This is a genomic window from Kocuria palustris (assembly GCF_007666205.1).
In the GTDB taxonomy this organism is placed as follows: Bacteria; Actinomycetota; Actinomycetes; order Actinomycetales; family Micrococcaceae; genus Kocuria; species Kocuria palustris_A.
Genome location: NZ_VDOR01000008.1, coordinates 21,771 through 40,257 on the forward strand (window position 1 = coordinate 21,771; position 18,487 = coordinate 40,257).

General features: G+C 72.8%; 11 protein-coding genes. 3 read left to right on the forward strand and 8 right to left on the reverse strand.

The window, feature by feature from the left end; translation table 11 throughout:
- Positions 1–63 precede the first annotated feature (63 nt).
- Complete coding sequence (locus FSY66_RS08685; protein ID WP_144793748.1) at positions 64–1,767, forward strand: lipopolysaccharide biosynthesis protein; 1,704 nt, start codon at positions 64–66, stop codon at positions 1,765–1,767.
- On the opposite strand, the gene FSY66_RS08690 is transcribed toward FSY66_RS08685, so the two are convergent.
- The 4 genes from FSY66_RS08690 to FSY66_RS08705 all read right to left on the reverse strand — a co-directional run bounded on the left by FSY66_RS08690 (position 1,740) and on the right by FSY66_RS08705 (position 6,256).
- Entirely contained in the window at positions 1,740–2,822 is a 1,083-nt protein-coding gene (locus FSY66_RS08690) for a glycosyltransferase (RefSeq protein ID WP_144793751.1), read from the reverse strand. The two genes, FSY66_RS08685 and FSY66_RS08690, sit on opposite strands and share 28 nt — an antisense overlap.
- 93 nt (positions 2,823–2,915) lie before the next feature.
- On the reverse strand, positions 2,916–4,373 hold the full coding sequence (locus FSY66_RS08695; RefSeq protein WP_144793754.1) for a hypothetical protein: 1,458 nt from the start codon (positions 4,371–4,373) through the stop codon (positions 2,916–2,918).
- Positions 4,374–4,436: 63 nt separating this feature from the next.
- Positions 4,437–5,642, reverse strand: a complete 1,206-nt coding sequence (locus tag FSY66_RS08700; RefSeq protein WP_144793757.1) for a glycosyltransferase — start codon at positions 5,640–5,642, stop codon at positions 4,437–4,439.
- Positions 5,642–6,256, reverse strand: coding sequence for a YveK family protein (locus FSY66_RS08705; protein ID WP_186304521.1), 615 nt, complete (start codon positions 6,254–6,256; stop codon positions 5,642–5,644). The genes FSY66_RS08700 and FSY66_RS08705 overlap by 1 nt, the downstream gene beginning before the upstream one ends.
- Positions 6,257–6,755: 499 nt before the next feature.
- Between FSY66_RS08705 and FSY66_RS08710 the strand changes: the two genes are divergently transcribed.
- Both FSY66_RS08710 and mfd read left to right on the forward strand, forming a co-directional pair.
- Entirely contained in the window at positions 6,756–7,802 is a 1,047-nt protein-coding gene (locus tag FSY66_RS08710) for a glycosyltransferase family 2 protein (RefSeq protein WP_144793763.1), read from the forward strand.
- 189 nt (positions 7,803–7,991) lie between these two features.
- Positions 7,992–11,738, forward strand: a complete 3,747-nt coding sequence (gene mfd / locus FSY66_RS08715; protein WP_144793766.1) for a transcription-repair coupling factor — start codon at positions 7,992–7,994, stop codon at positions 11,736–11,738.
- A 508-nt stretch (positions 11,739–12,246) separates the two neighbouring features.
- Here the strand turns inward: mfd and FSY66_RS08720 are convergent.
- From FSY66_RS08720 to nirB, 4 genes are all read right to left on the reverse strand, one after another.
- Entirely contained in the window at positions 12,247–12,543 is a 297-nt protein-coding gene (locus tag FSY66_RS08720) for a hypothetical protein (protein WP_144793769.1), read from the reverse strand.
- A gap of 75 nt (positions 12,544–12,618) precedes the next feature.
- Positions 12,619–13,326, reverse strand: coding sequence for a deoxyribose-phosphate aldolase (gene deoC / locus FSY66_RS08725; protein WP_144793772.1), 708 nt, complete (start codon positions 13,324–13,326; stop codon positions 12,619–12,621).
- A 254-nt stretch (positions 13,327–13,580) separates the two neighbouring features.
- Positions 13,581–15,695 (reverse strand): uroporphyrinogen-III C-methyltransferase, encoded by a 2,115-nt coding sequence (gene cobA / locus FSY66_RS13030; protein WP_144793775.1) that lies wholly within the window; start codon positions 15,693–15,695, stop codon positions 13,581–13,583.
- A gap of 66 nt (positions 15,696–15,761) precedes the next feature.
- The gene (gene nirB / locus FSY66_RS08735) at positions 15,762–18,428 is read right to left on the reverse strand and encodes a nitrite reductase large subunit NirB (RefSeq protein WP_144793778.1); all 2,667 of its coding nucleotides are present in this window, start codon (positions 18,426–18,428) and stop codon (positions 15,762–15,764) included.
- Positions 18,429–18,487: the final 59 nt, after the last annotated feature.

Here is an 18,487-nt window from a genome sequence, read left to right on the forward strand (position 1 = left end):
GCCCTGTCTCCCCTTCGCACATGAGGACCTCGTGGTCCGCACCCGTCCAGGAGGACCGTCCGCATGGCCAAGCACCGCCTCGAAGGCCCCGCCTCCGGCCCCTTGCGCCGTCATCGGCGCCGGGATCAGAGCCCGGCCGCGCCGCTGCCCGCCGAGACGGCCGCGGACGAGGTGCGCGGAGGCCAGGAGCCCGAGGTCGACACCTCGGCCGACACCGGCTCGGAGCGGCTCGGGCAGAACATCCTGTGGAACTACCTCTCCGGCTTCACCTCGATCTTCGGGCTGCTGCTGCTGTACCCGCTGGCCGTGGCCATCGTCGGCGCGCCGTCGTACGGACTGTGGGTCCTGGCGATCGGCGCGATCCAGATGCTGACCATGACCGACTTCGGACTGGGCTCGGGCATCGTGCGCACCCTGACCGGCATCACCGAGGGCCCCAGCGCCTCGCATGAGCGCCGGCGCTTCGTGACGGCGGCGATCCTGGTCTTCGTGCTGCTCGGCGCCGGGCTGACCGTCGTGTACCTGCTGGCCTTCCCGCTGTACCTGGCGGCCGTCGATGTCCCGGAGCAGGACCAGCACGCCGTGCTGCCCATGACCGTGCTGGCCGGCTGCACCCTGTTCGTCTCCATGGTCGGGCGCGGCCTGAACTCGGTGCTGTGGGGGCTCAACCGCCCGGACATCGAGCGCAAGGCCGCCGTCGTGTCGATCATCCTGCGGGCCCTGGGCTACGGGGCCGTCCTGCTCACGGACAGCGGGCTGCTCGGGATCGTGGTGGTCGAGTGCTCCTCGCTCATGCTCCCGCCCTTCGTGTGCCTGTGGGCGGTGTGGCGCCGCTTCCGGGCGCCGGTGCTCGATCGGCGCCTGTGGGCCGATCACGGGGCCCCGCTGCTGCGGCTGTCCTCCGTCATGTCCATCGGCTCGCTGGCCCTGCTGGGCGTCTACCAGCTGCCGCTGTTCCTGGTCGGACCGACCCTCGGCTTGGCGGCGGCCACAGCATTCGGCGCCCTCATGCGCGTCTATCAGAGCTGCCGCCTGATCGTCAGCTGGATCACGATGCCCTACGGCTACCCGCTGCGCGTGACCGAGGGGGAGCAGGCCTCGCGCGTGCTCAAGAGCTGCCAGACGCTCACCCTGGGCATCGGCATGCTCATGGGGGTGGCGTTGCTGAGCATCCCCACGGAGCTGATGACCGCGTGGATGGGCGATGACTTCGCCTTCGCCGCCATGGGCCTGGCCACGCTGACGATCGGACTGATCGCCGAGGCGATCAACCAGCCGGCGAGCATGGTGATGACCCTTCGCGGGTCGGCGCTGCGGGCTTCGCTGATCAACCTCGCGATCCTGGTACTGACCCTGCCTGCCGTGTGGTTCGCGACCGGCACCGGGGACATCGAGTGGGTCATCCTCGGCACCGTGGCCCCGTCGCTGCTGCTCAGCGCCGTGCAGGTCATGGGTGCGAACCGGGACCTGCCCTACCGGGTGCAGGGACAGGACATCAGGCGCTGGGCCGTCATGCTCGCCGGAGCGATCGCCTACGGCGAGTTCGCCGTGCTGGTGTCGCGGCTGCTGCCGAGCTGGCCCACGATCCTCGTGGTCGGGGCCGGGCTGGCGCTGATGGCCGTGCGCATGATGCGCACCGTGCGCGCCGACGGACGGATCGTGGCCGAGGCCGCCGAGCAGGCAGCCCGGGACGACGAACCGTCCCGGGCTGAGGATCCCTCACGCGATGAGGGCTCGGATCAGGCGACCCCGACCAGATCGCGGTAGATGCTGCGGTAGCGGGCGACCGTGCGGTCGATCCCGAAGCGCTCGCCGCACAGCTGCCAGGCCTCGCGGCGCAGCTGCTCGCGCTGCTGCGGGGAGCGCTCGAGCAGCCACAGGAGGCGCCCGGCCAGCGCGCGGGGATCGCGCGGCGGGCAGAGCAGATGCTCGTCGACGGCCAGCAGCCCGGCATCCCCGGCGTCCGTGGTCACGACAGGCAAGCCCTCGCTCAGCGCCTCGATCCCCGCCATCGGCAGGGCCTCGGTGGAGCTCGAGAAGACCAGGGCATCGGCCGCCCGCAGCTCGGAGCGCACGTCCGAGATCGTGCCGCACAGCTCGAGACTGCCTTCCAGCCCGAGCTCTCGGCGCCAGGACGTGAGCTCGTCGTTGTCCTCGTCCACCCCGTTGCCGGCGCAGCGCAGGGTCACGGCGGGGAGCTTCTCATGGACCAGCGCCATGGCCATGAACAGAGTGCGATGGTCCTTCGCCGGGGCGTAGCGCCCCAGATGCAGCAGCCGGTGGCCCCCTGGGTCGGGGGAGGGGGCGGGGGCCGTCGCGGTCCCGTTGACGATCACCGGCATCTTCTCGGCGGGGAAGGTGTAGCCGAACTCGGTGGCGACCCGTCGCGCCGAGGGCGCGCAGGCCACGACCGCATCCATGCGGAAGGACGTCTTGGCGGCGACCTGCCAGGCGAAGCGTGCGACGGCGGAGGAGGATCCGTCCTGGCTCGAATGCTGCGTGGAGACCCGGGGGCGTCCGTGCGGGGTCAGCGCGCTGAGCAGATCGGACTGCTGCAGGTGCGAGTGGACCACGTCGATGTCCAGCCTGCGGACCATGCGCAGCAGATGCACTGCGGCCCGCGCTGGGACCAGGTCCTTCCGGGACATGCCCACGTGCTCGACGGAGCTGGCCGCCTCCTCCAGCCGGTCGCTGAGTCCGCCGCGGCCCAGCAGCACCAGGATGTGGGCCTCGTCGCCCGGGTCCCGGTGGCGGGCCAGAGCCTCCACGAGGGTCTGTGCGCCGCCGGTCTCGGCGTCGTTGATGACGTGCAGAATGCGCATTCTCGTCCTGTCCTCGTAGGCGGAAGGTGAAGCAGGGGCAGACGTGCGGCACGGCCGTGCGGGGCCCGCAGCCGGCTCAGCGGGTCAGCGCGCTCACGGCGCTGCCGCACTCGCGCCGTCGTCGTGCCGCGGGCCGGCAGCGCTCGCACCGCTGCTGCGGGGGTGCGGCCCGGCGGCACCGGCCGGTGCGTCGAGCAGATCCTGTCGGCGATCGAAGTCGTCCTCGATCTCGGCTGTGGAGCGGATGCGGCGCGCGTCCGGGACGGGCTCCTCCGGCCAGCGCCGGGTCAGCTCGAGGCCCAGGGCCGCACCAGCCCCACCCCACAGCCAGAAGGCGTTGTCGTAGCTGATGGTCGCCCCGGCGACCACGAGCCACGTGAGGACGTGCAGCACGCCGATCAGCAGCGGCACCCGCCCGCCGGAGCGCAGGATGAGCAGGCCCATGCAGGCCACCGTCAGGCCGCCGACCAGCATCCCGTTCTCGGCGATGATGCGCCCGAGCACGGAGTACACATCGGGGATCGGGTTGTAGTGCTGGAAGGTCTCCAGGGGCATGCGCCCGGAGACGAACTCCTGGTTCACGTTGCCGCGGCCCAGTCCGCCCCAGAAGGCGATCGGGTCCTCCATCAGCCTCTTCACCACGGCCTGAACCGAGCTGCCGCGGTCGGCCCAGGACCAGTTGAAGCTCTCCGAGCGCTCCTGGAGCACGCTGGAGGCCACCACGGCGGCGCCGAGGGCGGCAGCTGGCACGCCCAGCAGGAACAGCCAGGCCTGACGAAGGGCCACCGGCAGGATGATCGCCATGGCCACTGCCGCCACGACGACGACCGCCGAGCCGGAGCCCGAGATGGCCGCCGCCCACACGGCCAGGCCCACCGCGGACCACTCGAGCCAGGACGGGGTCATGCCGTAGTGGCGCAGCAGCACGATAAGCACCATGGCCATCAGCGTCACGGACCCGACCATGAACGACGTCTCCGGGAAGAACCCGAAGGGCCGTCGCACGTACAGCAGGAAGGTGTCGGCGAAGTCCGACATGTTGGCGTAGCCCGGCAGGGTATAGAGCCACATGAACGGGATGGTGTCGAGCCGGTCGATGAACACGAGCTTCTGCACCACGGCGTAGCCGGCTGAGCCGATCAGCGTCCAGGACAGCCAGGCGATCGCACGGCGGCGCAGGAAGAGCACGGCGGCGGCGGCCCCCGGCAGGGCCAGGGTCGCGGCGACCCACGTGATGGTGGGAATCGGCTGCAGCGGGTCGGAGGTGAGGAACAGACGGATGAAGGCCGAGAAGAACGGGACCGCCGCCAGCACCACGGCGACTGCGAACAGGGGCAGGTAGCGCACGGCGCGCAGCACCAGGATCCCTGCGATCACTGAGGACATGGGGATGTTCGTGTCGCCGCCCACGGCGATTCCCGCGTACGGGAAGGCAGAGAGCACGATCAGCAGCCCGGACAGGGCACGGTCCAGGCGCGTTCCGGTCTCGGGGAGGCGGCCATCGGGCAGGGCGGTGTGCCGAGCCGGGCGCAGCGTGCTGATCTCTGTCATGCTGCCTGCTCCTTCCTGGTCCTGGGGCCGCTCCTGCGAAGACCCCGGTCGGGTGTGTCCTGCTCAGCCGTGGGGGTCGGCGCCGAGCACGGCCTCGACCGTGGGCTCCCAGTCCGCGTGCGACGACGTGCCGGCACCGGTGTGCGGCCCGGCGGCGACGGCGTCGTCGAAGGCCTTCCGCAGCGCCGCGGCGAACGCGGCGCGGTCGTGGATGTCGGCGAAGCGGGCAGGGGCGTGTGTGCCGTTCTGCTCGCGCAGCGAGGCCAGGTCCGAGGCCACGACGGGCAGCCCCGCGGCGATGGCTTTGGCGAGGATTCCGGACTGGGCGTCGAAGTGCGTGTAGGGCAGCACGACGACGGCTGCGCCCTCCAGGGCCCTCTGGAACTCGCTGCGCTCCAGGAAACGGTCCTCGAGCCGCACGGTGCCGGCGCGCTCGACCCGCTCGCGCAGGGTCGCGGCGAGTTCCGGGCTCTCGGCGCGACCGGCCACGAGCAGCGGCACGCCCGCCATTCCGGCGGCATCGATGGCGAGCTCCACTCCCTTGTTGGCGCGCAGCTCGCCCAGCACCAGGGCGTAGGGCTGCTCCGGCAGCTCGAGGCGCGTCGAGGCGGCGGGGCCGTCGTCGTCAAGGGACACGGGTATGGACTCGGCCGTAGCCGCTTCGTCGATCCGCGTGCTCGTGGGCAGGGCCACTGCGACGAGATCGCCGTGGATCTCCCCCAGGTTCGCCCGGGCGGTGTCCTGCTGGTCCCTTCCGTGAACGATCACGCGGTCGCAGCTGGTGGCAGCACCCAGCTCGAAGCGACGCAGCAGGCGCAGGCGCAGGGGGGCGCCTGCGTCGTCGTGGTGCGGGCGGACGTTGTGCAGAAACAGCACGGAGGCCTGGCCCCTGCCGGGGGTGAGCACTGATGGGAACGGGTACTTCGAGGAGTCCAGGGCCACCACGGCTCCCGGCCCGGCCTGCGCGGCCAACCGGCGGATCTGCAGGTGCTCGCGCACCAGGTCCAGGATCTGGATCCCGCGGTGTAGGGCGCCCGATCCGGTGCGCCTCGGGGGGATCGTCTCCACGATCTGCAGCCCCTCGATCCGGGGCCGGCCCAGGTAGGCGTCGGCGCCCTTGCGGGAGAGCAGGACCACGCGCTGCGTGCGGGGGTCCGTGGCCAGGGCCATGGCGGTGTCCGCGGCGTGCTCGATCTGGCCCCCGTACTCGGTGGGACACACGACGAGCACGCGGACTCCATGGCCGGCGCGGTCGCGGGAGCGCGGCATCACGAGGTGCGCCTGCCAGCCTGGGATCCGGCCCGGGCCAGCACGATCAGCAGCCCGACGACCAGCCCGACCACGGCGCCCACGAGGGTGTTCATGGACGGCGACGGGGAAGCCGGTACGAGCGGGACCCCGGCCTCGTCCATGATCGACAGCTGCACCGGGGATTCATCCGGCGCGGACGAGCCCTCGAGATCCGCGGCACGCTCGACCAGGCTCTCCGAGACGCCCTGGGCGATCTCGGCCGCGCGCTGCGGATCGGGGTCCTCGGCGGTGACGCTGAGCGTGGCCGTGTTCGGCGCGTTGGTGACGGTCACGGCGTCCTCGAGCTCGTCGCCGACCTCGTCGCCGACCTCGTCCGCGACCGGATGCAGGACCTCGGAGGAGGTGCCGATCGCGGCATAGGAGGCGGCGCGGGACTGGGCGAACTGCTCGCCCATCTGCAGGTCCTGGACCGTGGCGGACTCGGAGACGTTCACGAAGATCGTGGTCTGCGCCTCGTACGACTTGGGCATGAGCATGGCGGAGCCGTAGCCCAGTCCGAGCCCTACGAGTGCGCACAGCACCACGATCGGCCACCAGCGCCGCAGCGCCTTCAGATAGCGTGCCAGGGTCACGACGGTTCTCCCCTCGAAGCTGCTCGGGGTCCCCACCCCGGGCGATGCATGGATCCTGCGCCCCGCGACGGGCCCGCCGTCGCGCCGCCTGTCAGCCGGATCCGAGACCACGGTCGGCCGACAGGCGGAAGGGGCCCTCGAAGCGGCCCCGGCGCATCGGGCTCAGACGATACCGCCTGGCCTGGGCGGCCGAGCCTCCTCGAACAGGCCTGCCGACCCGAGCCCGGCACAGTTGTGCGGACACACGGGGTGCCGACCTCGGCTCCGAGCACTCCTTCGCCCGGATGACGCCCCGCGCATGTGGGGACATCGGTTCGGGAACTCATGGAGCGAAACATGTCGGAGTTCCGATTCCGGGTCGGCGGTGCCAGGCTCGTGGAGGGTCGCTCGAGCGCCGCGGGGGCGGCGTCGCGACCCGAGCGCGGCCATGGGCGGCCGCCGGCGCTGCCGCGCGATCCGGCAGGCGGCGCCCGAGCAGCATCGATGACGGGAGACCCCTGTGACCACGAACGACCACCGAGGCAGACACCTGGCCGCCGTGCCCGACGAGGGCGGCGTCCCGCTCGTGACGGTGATCATGGGCGCCTACAACGCCCAGCGCTTCATCGGCGAGGCGCTGACCTCGCTGATGCGCCAGACCTGGCAGAACCTCGAGATCATCGTGATCGATGACGGCTCCCAGGACGCCACTGCCGAGCTCGCCCGCGTGTACGAGCGCATGGAGCTGCCCGGCCGGCGCGTGATCGTGCAGAGCCAGGAGAACACCGGCGTGGCCGGGGCTCGCAACCGCGCGCTGCGCATCGCCGGCGGCGAGTTCGTCACGTTCCTCGATGCCGACGACGCCTTCATGCCAGCGGCGATCTCCCGGATGATGGCCGAGCGCGAGCGGCTGGGAGGCGGCCGGCTGCTGGTCTCGCTGCAGGGCGTCGAGATCACGCGCGGGCCGCTCGACACGACGCGGCCTCTGCACCGCGAGCCCCTGCCCGAGCCGAAGCGCCAGCGAGAGGTGATGCTGCAGTACAACATCGGCAGCCTGGCGAGCTTGTTCCCTCGGGAGTTCTTCGACGAGGTCGGGCCCTTCGACGAGACACAGAGCTACGTCGAGGACTGGGAGCTGTGGCTGCGGGCGGTCTTCTCCGGCTGGCGGTTCCACCGCCTGGAGGAGGTCCTGCTGCTGCTGTGGTGGTCCCCGGGATCCATGAGCTCCGATGTCGAGGACATGGGCCGCGGGGAGGACCGGGCCCTGCAGCTGCTGCTCGCAGGATTCCGCGAGGAGATGACGCCGGAGGAGATCGCGTTCGTGGAGCACCGGCTGTCCGTCGGGTCCCCGCAGCGAATCATCCGGCAGTCCAACGAGGCCCTGCGGGCCGGGCGGCTCGAGGAGGCCAAGCAGAAGCTGCTGCTGGCCGCCGAGCTGATGCCGGCGCAGAGACGGGTGGCCGTCAAGGCGCGCATCGCGCGGGTGCCCGGCGGGATGCAGCTGCTCCAGCGGCGCCAGGAGACTACGGACGAGATGGTCGACTACGACCCGTCTATGGGGCGCTGAGGCCGGGGTCCGCTCCTATCCTCCTGAGACGTCGGAAGCCCCCGGTACGCTGTAGCTCTTCCGACCGCGGGCCGCACTGGCCCGTCCGGACCCGGCGTGCCCCGGCTCTGTCCTGCGCGCTCGCCGTCGGCGGGCTCCACCCATCGGGTCGGGCACCACAGGATCCAGCAACCAGGAGTCCAGCAGCACATGTCCCTCACCGGCCTCGCCGACGTCCTCGCCCAGGAGCGCTCGCTGTCCACGGCCCGCGCCCACACCGCGGTCAGGCCCGCCGAGCGCTCCGCGGAGACGGTGATCAGCGTCGCCGACGGCATGCGCCCGGCCCTGCTCAGCCAGCTCCTGGCCGGTCTGCGCGAGGTCCCCGCGGGGGAGGGGCGCAGGCCCGTGCTGCTCGTCGTGACCGCCACGGGCCGCGAGGCGGAGGACCTAGAGCGCCAGCTGCCGTCCTGGAGCCCGCAGGCGCAGGTGGCCGATCTCCCGGCCTGGGAGACGCTGCCGCACGAGCGGCTCTCGCCGCGCTCGGACACGGTCGGGCAGCGCCTGGACGTGATGCGCCGCCTGGCGCATCCCGGCGAGGAGCCGCTCGACGTGATCGTGGCGCCGGTGCGCGCCGTGCTGCAGCCCGTCGTCGAGGGGATGGGTGATCTGCAGCCCGTGATCCTCGAGCGCGGTGCCGAGCGGTCCTTCGACGAGGTCGTGCGGGCCCTGGCGGATGCCGCCTACTCCCGCTCCGACATGGTGTCGCGGCGCGGCGAGTTCGCGGTGCGCGGCGGGATCATCGACGTCTTCCCGCCCACGGCGGACCACCCCGTGCGCGTCGAGTTCTTCGGCGACGAGATCGAGGAGCTGCGCTGGTTCGCCGTGGCCGACCAGCGCACCCTGCGCAGCGGCGATCACCCGACGCGGATCGTGGCCCCGCCGTGCCGCGAGCTGCTGATCACCCCGGCGGTGCAGTCGCGCGCCGCCCGGCTCAAGGACCGTCTCCCCGGCGCCGAGGCGATCCTGGAGCGGATCGCCGGGGGGATCTACTCCGAGGGCATGGAGTCCCTGGCACCGCTGCTGGCCGATCGCATGGTCCCGGTGCTCTCCCTGCTGCCGGAGGGCTCGATCGTCGTCGTCCAGGAGCCGGAGAAGGTCCGGGCGCGCGCCGCGGACCTCGTGGCCACGAACAAGGAGTTCCTGGCCGCGGCCTGGGAGTCCGCCGCCGACACCGACCGGGCGCCGCTGGACGTCGCCCAGGCGCAGGAGCTCGAGGACGACGGGCGCACGCTCGCCTCCGGGTCCTTCCACAGCCTGGAGGAGACCCGCGAGATCGCGCTGGAGGCCGGCCTGGGCTGGTGGTCCACGACCGCGCTGACGGTGGGGGCCGAGCTCTCCGAGGTCGACGCCGACACCGACGAGTCGCTCGTGCGGCTCATGGACACCGACGCCGACACCCTGACGGTGTCCGGACGGGCCCCGCGGCGCTTCGGCGGCGACGTCGAGGCGCTGCTCGAGCACCTGGGCTCGCTCGTGCGCGAGGGCTGGCGCGTCGTGGCCGTGACGGAGGGGCCGGGCCCCCTGCAGCGCCTGGCGGAGCTGCTGCGGGGCGCCGACATCCCTGCCGCGCGCCACGAGACCCTGGAGGCCGCGCCCCGGCCCGGGACCGTCGAGCTGACCACGGCGAGCCTGTCCACGGGGTTCGTGGTGGAGACCGAGCAGGTCGCGCTGCTGAGCGAGGCCGATCTGCTCGGACGCTCCTCGGCGTACGCGGCCCAGGGCCGGACCCAGCTGCCGCAGCGCCGTCGCCGCAATGCCGTGGACCCGCTCGAGCTCAAGCCCGGCGACTTCGTGGTGCACGAGCAGCACGGCGTGGGCCAGTTCATCGAGCTGATCGCCCGCCCGATCGCCGGGGCGGTCACCAAGCCGGGCCAGCCCAGGCCGCAGCGCGAGTACCTGGTGCTCGAGTACGCGCCGTCCAAGCGCAACGGGCCCAAGGACCGGCTCTTCGTGCCCACGGACCAGCTCGATCAGATCTCGACCTACCAGGGCGGCGAGGCCCCCGTGCTGTCCAAGATGGGCGGCTCGGACTGGAGCGCCAAGAAGCGCGCGGCCAAGAAGGCCGTCAAGGACATCGCCGCCGAGCTGATCCGCCTCTACTCGGCGCGCATGGCCACCCGCGGCCACGCCTTCGGGCCGGACACCCCGTGGCAGCGCGAGCTCGAGGAGGCCTTCCCCTACATCGAGACCCCGGATCAGCTCACGACGATCGACGAGGTCAAGGCCGACATGGAGAAGGAGGTCCCCATGGACCGCCTGATCTCCGGCGACGTCGGCTACGGCAAGACGGAGGTCGCCGTGCGGGCCGCCTTCAAGGCCATCCAGGACGGCAAGCAGGTGGCCGTGCTCGTGCCGACCACGCTGCTGGGCCAGCAGCACGTCGAGACCTTCTCCCAGCGCTACTCCGGCTTCCCGGTGCGCGTCGCGTCGCTGTCGCGCTTCCAGACGGCCAAGGAGTCCAAGGAGGTGATCGACGGCCTGCGGGAGGGCTCGATCGACCTCGTGATCGGCACCCACCGCCTGCTGAGCAAGGAGATCCGGTTCCGGGACCTGGGACTGATCATCATCGACGAGGAGCAGCGCTTCGGCGTCGAGCACAAGGAGAAGCTCAAGGCCATGCGCACGAACGTCGACGTCCTGTCGATGTCGGCCACGCCGATCCCGCGCACCCTGGAGATGTCGCTGACCGGCATCCGCGAGACCTCGACCCTGGCGACGCCCCCGGAGGAGCGCCATCCGGTGCTGACCTACGTGGGCGCCTACACGGACCGCCAGGTCACGGCCGCGATCCGCCGCGAGCTCATGCGCGAGGGCCAGGTCTTCTTCGTGCACAACCGCGTCTCCACGATCACCCGGCGCGCCTCGGAGCTCTCGCAGCTCGTGCCGGAGGCGCGGGTCGCGGTGGCCCACGGGCAGATGTCCGAGGCCGAGCTCGAGCAGATCATCGTGGACTTCTACGAGAAGCGCTTCGATGTCCTGGTGTCCACGACGATCGTCGAGACCGGCCTGGACATCGCCAACGCGAACACCCTGATCGTCGACGGCGCGGACCGCTACGGCCTGTCCCAGCTGCACCAGCTGCGCGGGCGCGTGGGCCGCGGGCGCGAGCGCGCCTACGCCTACTTCCTGTACGACGTGGAGAAGCCGCTGACCGAGACCGCCCTGGAGCGGCTCAAGGCCGTGGCGGCCCACAACGAGCTCGGGGCCGGGCTGCAGCTCGCGCAGAAGGACCTCGAGATCCGAGGCGCCGGCAACCTGCTGGGCGGCGAGCAGTCGGGGCACATCCAGGGCGTCGGCTTCGACATGTACCTGCGGCTGGTCGGCGAGGCGGTCTCGGAGTTCCGCGGCGACGAGGACACCGCGCCGACGGAGATGAAGATCGAGCTGCCGGTCAACGCGCACCTGCCGCACGACTACGTGCCGGGGGAGAGGCTGCGCCTGGACGCCTACCGGACGCTGGCCTCGGCGACCGACGAGGCCGGGATCGTCGAGGTCGAGGCCGAGCTGACGGACCGCTACGGCGAGCTGCCGGAGCCCGCTCGGCTGCTGCTCGAGGTGGCCCGGCTGCGTGTCATGGCGCGCTCCGTGGGTCTGTCGGACATCGCGGTGCAGGGGCCGAGCATCCGCTTCGCCCCGGCGGATCTGCCCGAGTCCCGGCAGATGCGCCTCAAGCGCATGCACCCCGGCGCCAAGACCGTGCCGGTGCCGGGGGCGGATGCCGCCGGCACCCGCCAGATCCTGATCCCCAAGCCGAAGACCGCCAGGGTCGGCGGCAAGGACCTCACCGACGGCGCCGTCCTGGAATGGGCCCGGCAGGTGCTCCTCACGATCTTCGAGGCGCCGGAGCCCTCGGCCGCGGGCGAGGACGGCCAGGAGCAGGCCGGCGGATCGGCCTGAGCGCATCCAGCGGTGCGCAGCGGACGACGAATGTCATGGATCCTCGCCAATTGGGGGGACAATGCCGTGGATCCGGGTCGCAGCGGCCCTGTCGAGCGCGTCTGCGTCCTATCCTTCTGGTCGGGCCGCCGCAAGCGGGCAGCCCTTCGCGCCGCTCCTGTCATAGCCCGCGGGTGCTTGTGACCTTGGGGGCACCAGCACCCGCTGCGAGCGGCGCATCGCCGTCGGGGCCCGCACCGGATCCCGAGGCGGCTGATCCGTCGTGCCGCGCAGGCCGAGCGCCTGCGTCACGGCGTCGAGCGCCCGCGGCACAGCAGAGGCCCCGCACACCGATTCGTGCGGGGCCTCTGCCGCGCCCGCGGCCGTGCCGGCAGACGAGGCCCGCGGCCGAGCTGCGAGGGCGCACGACGACGGCGCGCCGCCTCCGCCGTGGGGCAGGAGGGCGACGCGCCGTGCGGGAAGGATCCGGTCCGTCGTCGACGACGGACCCGGTGCGGTGCTCGCGGTGTCAGTGGCCGGCGGAGGAGCTCACGTTGGTGGCGTTCGGGCGGGGGCCGTCCATGACCGTGTCGAGGCCGCCGGTCGAGTGCCCGGAGGTCCTGGAGGACATGATCGCGGTGGGCACCAGCAGGGCGATGCCGTAGACGACGATGCCGAGCAGGAACAGCCAGTTGTCGTGGTGGGCGAACAGGTAGAAGCTGACCAGGATGGTGGCCATGGCGCCGACCAGGAGGATCAGGCTGGTGACGGCGCTGCCTTCGCCGGAGTGACGGCGGACCTTGCGTCCCTGAGCATCGACGGCCATGGGCTCCTCGTTTCAGTGCGTGCGGCGCCGCGACGACGCCGCAGTGGTGCGGTTTCCTGGGATCAGTGTACGTCCTCAGCCGAGCAGAGCGGCGCCGGCCGAGGCGCCGATGCGGGATGCGCCGGCCCGCAGCATCCGCACCGCCGCCTCGTGGCTGCGGATGCCTCCGGAGGCCTTGACCCCGATGCGCTGACCGACGACGCGGCGCATGAGAGCGACGTCCTCGGCGGTCGCCCCGCCCGTGGAGAACCCGGTGGAGGTCTTCACGTAGTCGGTGCCGCCGGCCACGGCCGCCTCGCAGGCCAGGGCCTTCTGCGCGTCGTCGAGCAGGCAGGTCTCGATGATGGTCTTGAGCCGCGCACCGCCGGCGTGGACGGCCTCGGCCACCGCGCGGACGTCGTTCTCGAGGGCCTCCCGGTCGCCGGCGCGGGCCGCGGCGATGTCGATGACCATGTCGATCTCCCGGGCTCCGCTCTCGATCGCCTCGCGCGCCTCGAATGCCTTGGCCGCCGGGGTCGAGGCTCCCAGCGGGAAGCCGACCACGGTGCACACCAGCACGTCCGAGCCGGCGAGCGCCTCGGCGGCGCGGGCGACCCACAGGCCGTTGACGCACACGGAGGCGAAGCCGTGCTCGCGGGCCTCGGCGCACAGGGCGTCGATCGCCTCGGCGGAGGCCTCGGGCTTGAGCAGGGTGTGATCCACCCGCGCCGCGATGTCCGCCGCGGACACGTCGGACATCGAGGACATGGGCAGGCGCTCGGCGGGGTCGTACTCGGAGGTCATGGGGGCAGAGCCTTTCCTCGTGCGGGGCGGCCCGGCGGATCCGGGCCGGGAAGCGGGCGGGGCCGCTCGGCGGCGACCGCGTGCGGCGGCCGGGCGGCGCGTCCGTCCGAGGCTACCGCCGACGCGCCGGAGCTGCTCGGCGGATCTGCGCGGCGCGTGCCGGCCCGTGCGACAGGGCGGGTGCGAGAGCGCGGGTGCGAGAGCGCCGGCGCGTGGACGCACGAGCGGCCGCTCCGGAACCGAGGGGCGAGGCCTCAGCCCCGGGGGCCCAGGGCATCGACGAGCTGCTGGATCATGGCGCCCATGCGGAAGCGCTCCGGCACCAGGGCGGGGATCCCGGCTTCCTCGAGGGGCTGGGCCGTGACCGGCCCGACGGTGGCCGCGAGCACCGGTGCCGCGTCCGCCTCCCCGTCTCCCGCCCCGGGCCCGGGCTGGAAGGCGGCCGCGAACTCGTCGCCCAGCCCCATGGCAGCGGCCGTCGAGACGAGCGCCTGGGCGCCCGCGGCCGACGTGAAGGTCACGGCGTCGAGGTCCCGCCGGCAGACGGAGCGGATGAGCTCGGGCACGGCGCCGGTCTCGTCCGCATCGGCCCAGCGGTGCGGGGTCACGGTCACGGCCTCGGCGCCGGCGGCCACGAGCCGCTCGCGCTGGTCGCGGTCGGCGAAGCCGTTCTCCTGCCAGGCGACGACGGCCCCGGAGAGATCGTGGTCGTACGCGTCCAGGATGAGCTCGACCAGCGGAGGGAGGGTCTCGTCGGGGGAGATGCCGACGTCGCGCAGTCCCAGATTGCGCACGGCCGCCCGGCCCTTGGGGCCGCGGACCCACAGGTCGGCCCGCGACAGCACCTCGAGCGCCTCGTCGGCCAGACCGGCCGCCTCGACGACCTCCCACCACCGCTTGAAGCCGTAGCCGGTCGTGATCACGAACAGCCCCGGCCGGGCTGCGAGCAGCCGCCGCGTGTCCGCCACGACCTCCGCGTCCTCCTCGACCGGCACGAGCTTGAGGGACGGGGCGGCCAGGACCTCGGCCCCGCGGCGGCGCAGGGCCCCCATCTGGTCGTCGGCCCGGCGGTGGGCGGTCACGGCGATGCGCCGCCCTGCCAGGGGCCCAGCCTGCCCCTGCCCCCGGTCCCGGCTCAGGGCCTCGGCTTCGGTCCCGGAGGCCTCGGGCCGCGGGCCGTGCTCGGTCTGCTCGGTCTGCTCGATGTCGGCGGGTCGGTCGTGGGCCACGGGGCTCCCTGCGGTGCGGTCGGTCGGTGCGCTGCGGTCGGTCATCCCGGTCGCTCCGGCGCCGTCGCCCCCGTTGCCCGGGGCGACGGCGCGGTGCGGGGTCAGCTCGCCCAGGACGCGCTCGCGGTCCTCGGCCGCCAGCGCGGCCACCGGCCCGATCACGGTCACGGCCGGGGACTGCGCAGCGGCCAGATCGGTCACGGCAGTGCCCAGTCGGCCCGTGAGCACCCGCTGGTCGGGGGAGAAGCCCTTCTCGATCAGCGCGATCGGCAGCTCGGCGGAGGCCCCGGCGCGGATCAGCCCCGCCGCGAGCTGCGGCAGCGTCGAGACGCCCATGAGCACCACGAGCGTGGCCCCGGTGCCCAGCAGGGCCGCGAAGCCGCCGAGCTCGTCGTCGTCGAACGGGACGTGGCCCGAGGCCACGGTGAAGGCCCGGGAGACCTCGCGGAAGGTCAGCGGAATGCCTGCGGCGCCCGGGACCGCGACGGCCGAGGTGATCCCCGGTACGGTCTCGACCGGCACGCCCCAGGACTCGCAGTCGGCGGCCTCCTCGCCGCCGCGGCCGAAGACATAGGGATCGCCGCCCTTGAGCCGCACCACGCGGCGGCCGCCGGCCGCGGCCGAGAGCAGCTGCTGCTGGATCTGCTCCTGGGGCACCGGGTGGTGGCCCGGCCACTTGCCCACGCGCACGATCTCGGCATGCGGGGCCTGGGCCTCCACGACTCCCTGCGGCGCCAGGCGGTCCACCAGCACGACATCGGCATCGGCGACGGCCTCGAGCCCGCGCACCGTCATGAGCCCGGGCTCGCCGGGACCCCCGCCCACGAGGGAGACCCCCTCGCCGGGGGCGGGGACCGCGGAGACGGGCAGCGGGCCGTGGGCCTCGCGCAGCCGCTGCAGCACGGGCTCCCAGGGCTCGCGATCGCCGACGACGACCACCACGCCGGGCGCGGCTCCGTCGTCGTCCTGGGGTCCGCGCGCTCCAGGGGCCGTCGCGGCAGGGAGCGCGTCGGCGCCGTCCGGGACCTCCACGGCGCGCACCTGCGCTCCCGCGGCGCGGAAGCGGCGGGCGGATCGGGAGGAGTCGTCGGCGCCCAGCAGAAGGAGCCGGACACCGTCGAGGGAGGTCTCGAGAAGCATGGTGATCAGCCTAGGGGCCGACGGCGGCGCCGGGCCGCTCATGCCGAGGCGCCCGGCGCCGCGGCCTCAGCCCTGGGCGCCCACGGGGATGCGGGTGCCGGAGATGAGCACGGGGCCCGATCCGTCCTCGGCCTCCGAGGCGGCGATCTCCTCCGGGGTGGCCGGGCGGATCTGCTCGCGCTCGAGCACGTACTGGCGGGAGGCGTCGTCGGAGGCCTCCGGGGCGTTGACGAACGGGCGGAAGCGGCGCAGCCGCTCGGGGTCGCGCAGGGTCGCGGCCCACTCGTCCTCGTAGCCCTCCACCTGGCGCTGCATGTCGGCCTCGAGGTCGGCGCAGATGCCCAGCGAGTCGTCGATCAGCACGGCCTTGAGGTGGACCATGCCGTCGCCGTACTCCTCGTCGAGGTCCTCGAGCCAGCGGGCCGTGCGCTGCAGCTTGTCCGCGGTGCGGATGTAGTACATGAGGTAGCGGTCCACGTACTGCACGAGCTGCTCCTCCGAGATGCTCTCGGCGAAGACCCGGGCGTGGGCGGGGTTCGCGCCGCCGTTGCCGCCCAGGTAGAGCGTCCATCCCTCGGGGGTCGCCATCACGCCGATGTCCTTGGACTGGGACTCGGCGCAGTCGCGCGCGCAGCCCGAGGAGCCGATCTTGAACTTGTGGGGCGAGCGCAGGCCGCGGTACCGGTTCTCCAGCCGGATGCCCATGCCCACCGAGTCCTGCACGCCGTAGCGGCACCAGGTCGAGCCCAGGCAGGACTTCACATTGCGCAGGGCCTTGCCGTAGGCCTGCCCGGACTCGAAGCCCGCGTCCACGAACCGCTTCCAGATCGCGGGCAGCTCCTCGAGCCGGGCGCCGTAGAGCCCGATGCGCTGAGCGCCGGTGACCTTGGTGTACAGCCCGTACTCGCGCCCCACCTCGGCGATCACGGCGAGCTTCTCCGGGGTGATCTCGCCGCCGGGGATGCGCGGGACGACCGAGTAGGTGCCGTCCTTCTGCATGTTGCCCAGATTGCGGTCGTTCGTGTCCTGCAGGGACCCGCGGCCCTCGTCGAGCACGTAGGCGCTGGGCTGCGAGGCGAGGATCGAGGCCATCGTGGGCTTGCAGATCGCGCAGCCGTCCTGCCCCTTGCCGAACCGCTCGAGCGCCTCGGGGAAGGTGCGGATGCCGGTCGCGCGCACCGCGGCGTAGAGCTCGGCGCGCGAGAGCTCGAAGTGCTCGCACAGCGCCTTGGACACCGTCAGGCCCATGGCGGCCATGGTCTTCTCGAGGGTCTTCTGCATCATGGGGACGCACGAGCCGCATTGGGTTCCCGCGGTCGTGCACTTCTTGAGCTCCGGGATGCTCTGATGGCCGTCGCGCACGGCCTGGCGGACCTCGCCGAACGGGATCGCATTGCAGGAGCACAGGATCGCGTCGTCGGGCAGCTCGGTCTCGGGGGCGTCGCCGCCGGCGGCCGAGAGGTAGCGGGCGGGCTCGGCCGGCAGCGGCCGGCCCTGCAGCGGGCGCAGGGCGTCGTACGGCTCGGCATTGCCCACGAACACGCCGCCGATCAGCGTCTCGCGGTCCTCGGCGACCACGATCTTCTGGTAGATCCCGGCCACGGGGTCCGAGTAGTCGACCTCGATCGCCCCGGGGGTCGTCGCGTACACGTCGCCGAACGAGGCGACGTCCACTCCCGCGAACTTCAGGCGCGTCGAGGTGTCGAAGCCGGACACGGAGCTCTCGCCGCCGTGCAGGCGGTCGGCCACGACCTCGGCCATCTGGTTGGCCGGGCCCACCAGGCCCCACGTCTGGTCCAGGATGTGGGCGACCTCGCCGATGGCCCACACGTGCGCCACCGAGGTGCGGCAGGCCTCGTCGACCACGACTCCGCCGCGCGGAGCCAGGTGGAAGCCCGCGCGGCGGGCCAGGCCCGAGCGGGGGCGGATGCCGATGCCCAGGATGACCATGTCCGCGTCGAGGCGGCGCACGACGGCATCGGGGCCGGGGCCGTCGGCCACATCGACCCCCACGACGTTCTCCTGCTCGTCGAGCTCGACGCCCTGGATGTAGCTCGAGCACTGCACGTCCAGGCCCTGATCGCGCATCAGCGAGTTGACGGCGAGCCCGCCTTCCCGGTCCATCTGGGTGCACAGCAGGAACTCGGCGACGTCCAGGATCGTGGCCTCCGCGCCCAGGTCCCGCAGCCCGGCGGCCGCCTCCAGGCCGAGCAGGCCGCCGCCGACGACCACGCCGCGGGGCTTGCGGCCCAGCTCCCCGCGCAGCCGCTCGACCTCAGCGACGATGCCCTGGACGTCGTCGATCGTGCGGAAGACATGCACGCGGTGCGCCCCGGGGATGTTCAGGGTCGCGGCGTTCGAGCCCGTGGCCAGCACGAGCTCGTCGTACGGGAAGGTCTCGCCGCTGCGGGTCAGCACCGTCTGGGTCTTGACGTCCAGCTCGGCGGCGCGCTGGCCGGTGCGCAGCACCACGCCGGGGGTCTGCGTCCACATGTCCGGGTCGCCCAGGGTGAGGTCCCGCTCGACGTCCAGGAAGAGCTTCTCGAGGGCCACGCGGTCGTACGGGGTCCACTGCTCCTCGGAGAGCACGGTGATCGTGTCCTCCCCGAGCCCGCGCTTGATCATGGCCTGCACGAAGCGGTGGGCGGCGGGGCCGCCGCCGATCACGAGGATGCGCCGCCCGGCGGAGCCGGGCTCGGCGGCGGGGAGGTCGTGGGCGGTGGTGTCCGGCATGGGGTGTCTTCCTTCGGCTCACGGACGTGCTCGGTCGGCGGCCCGCCGCCGACCCGTCG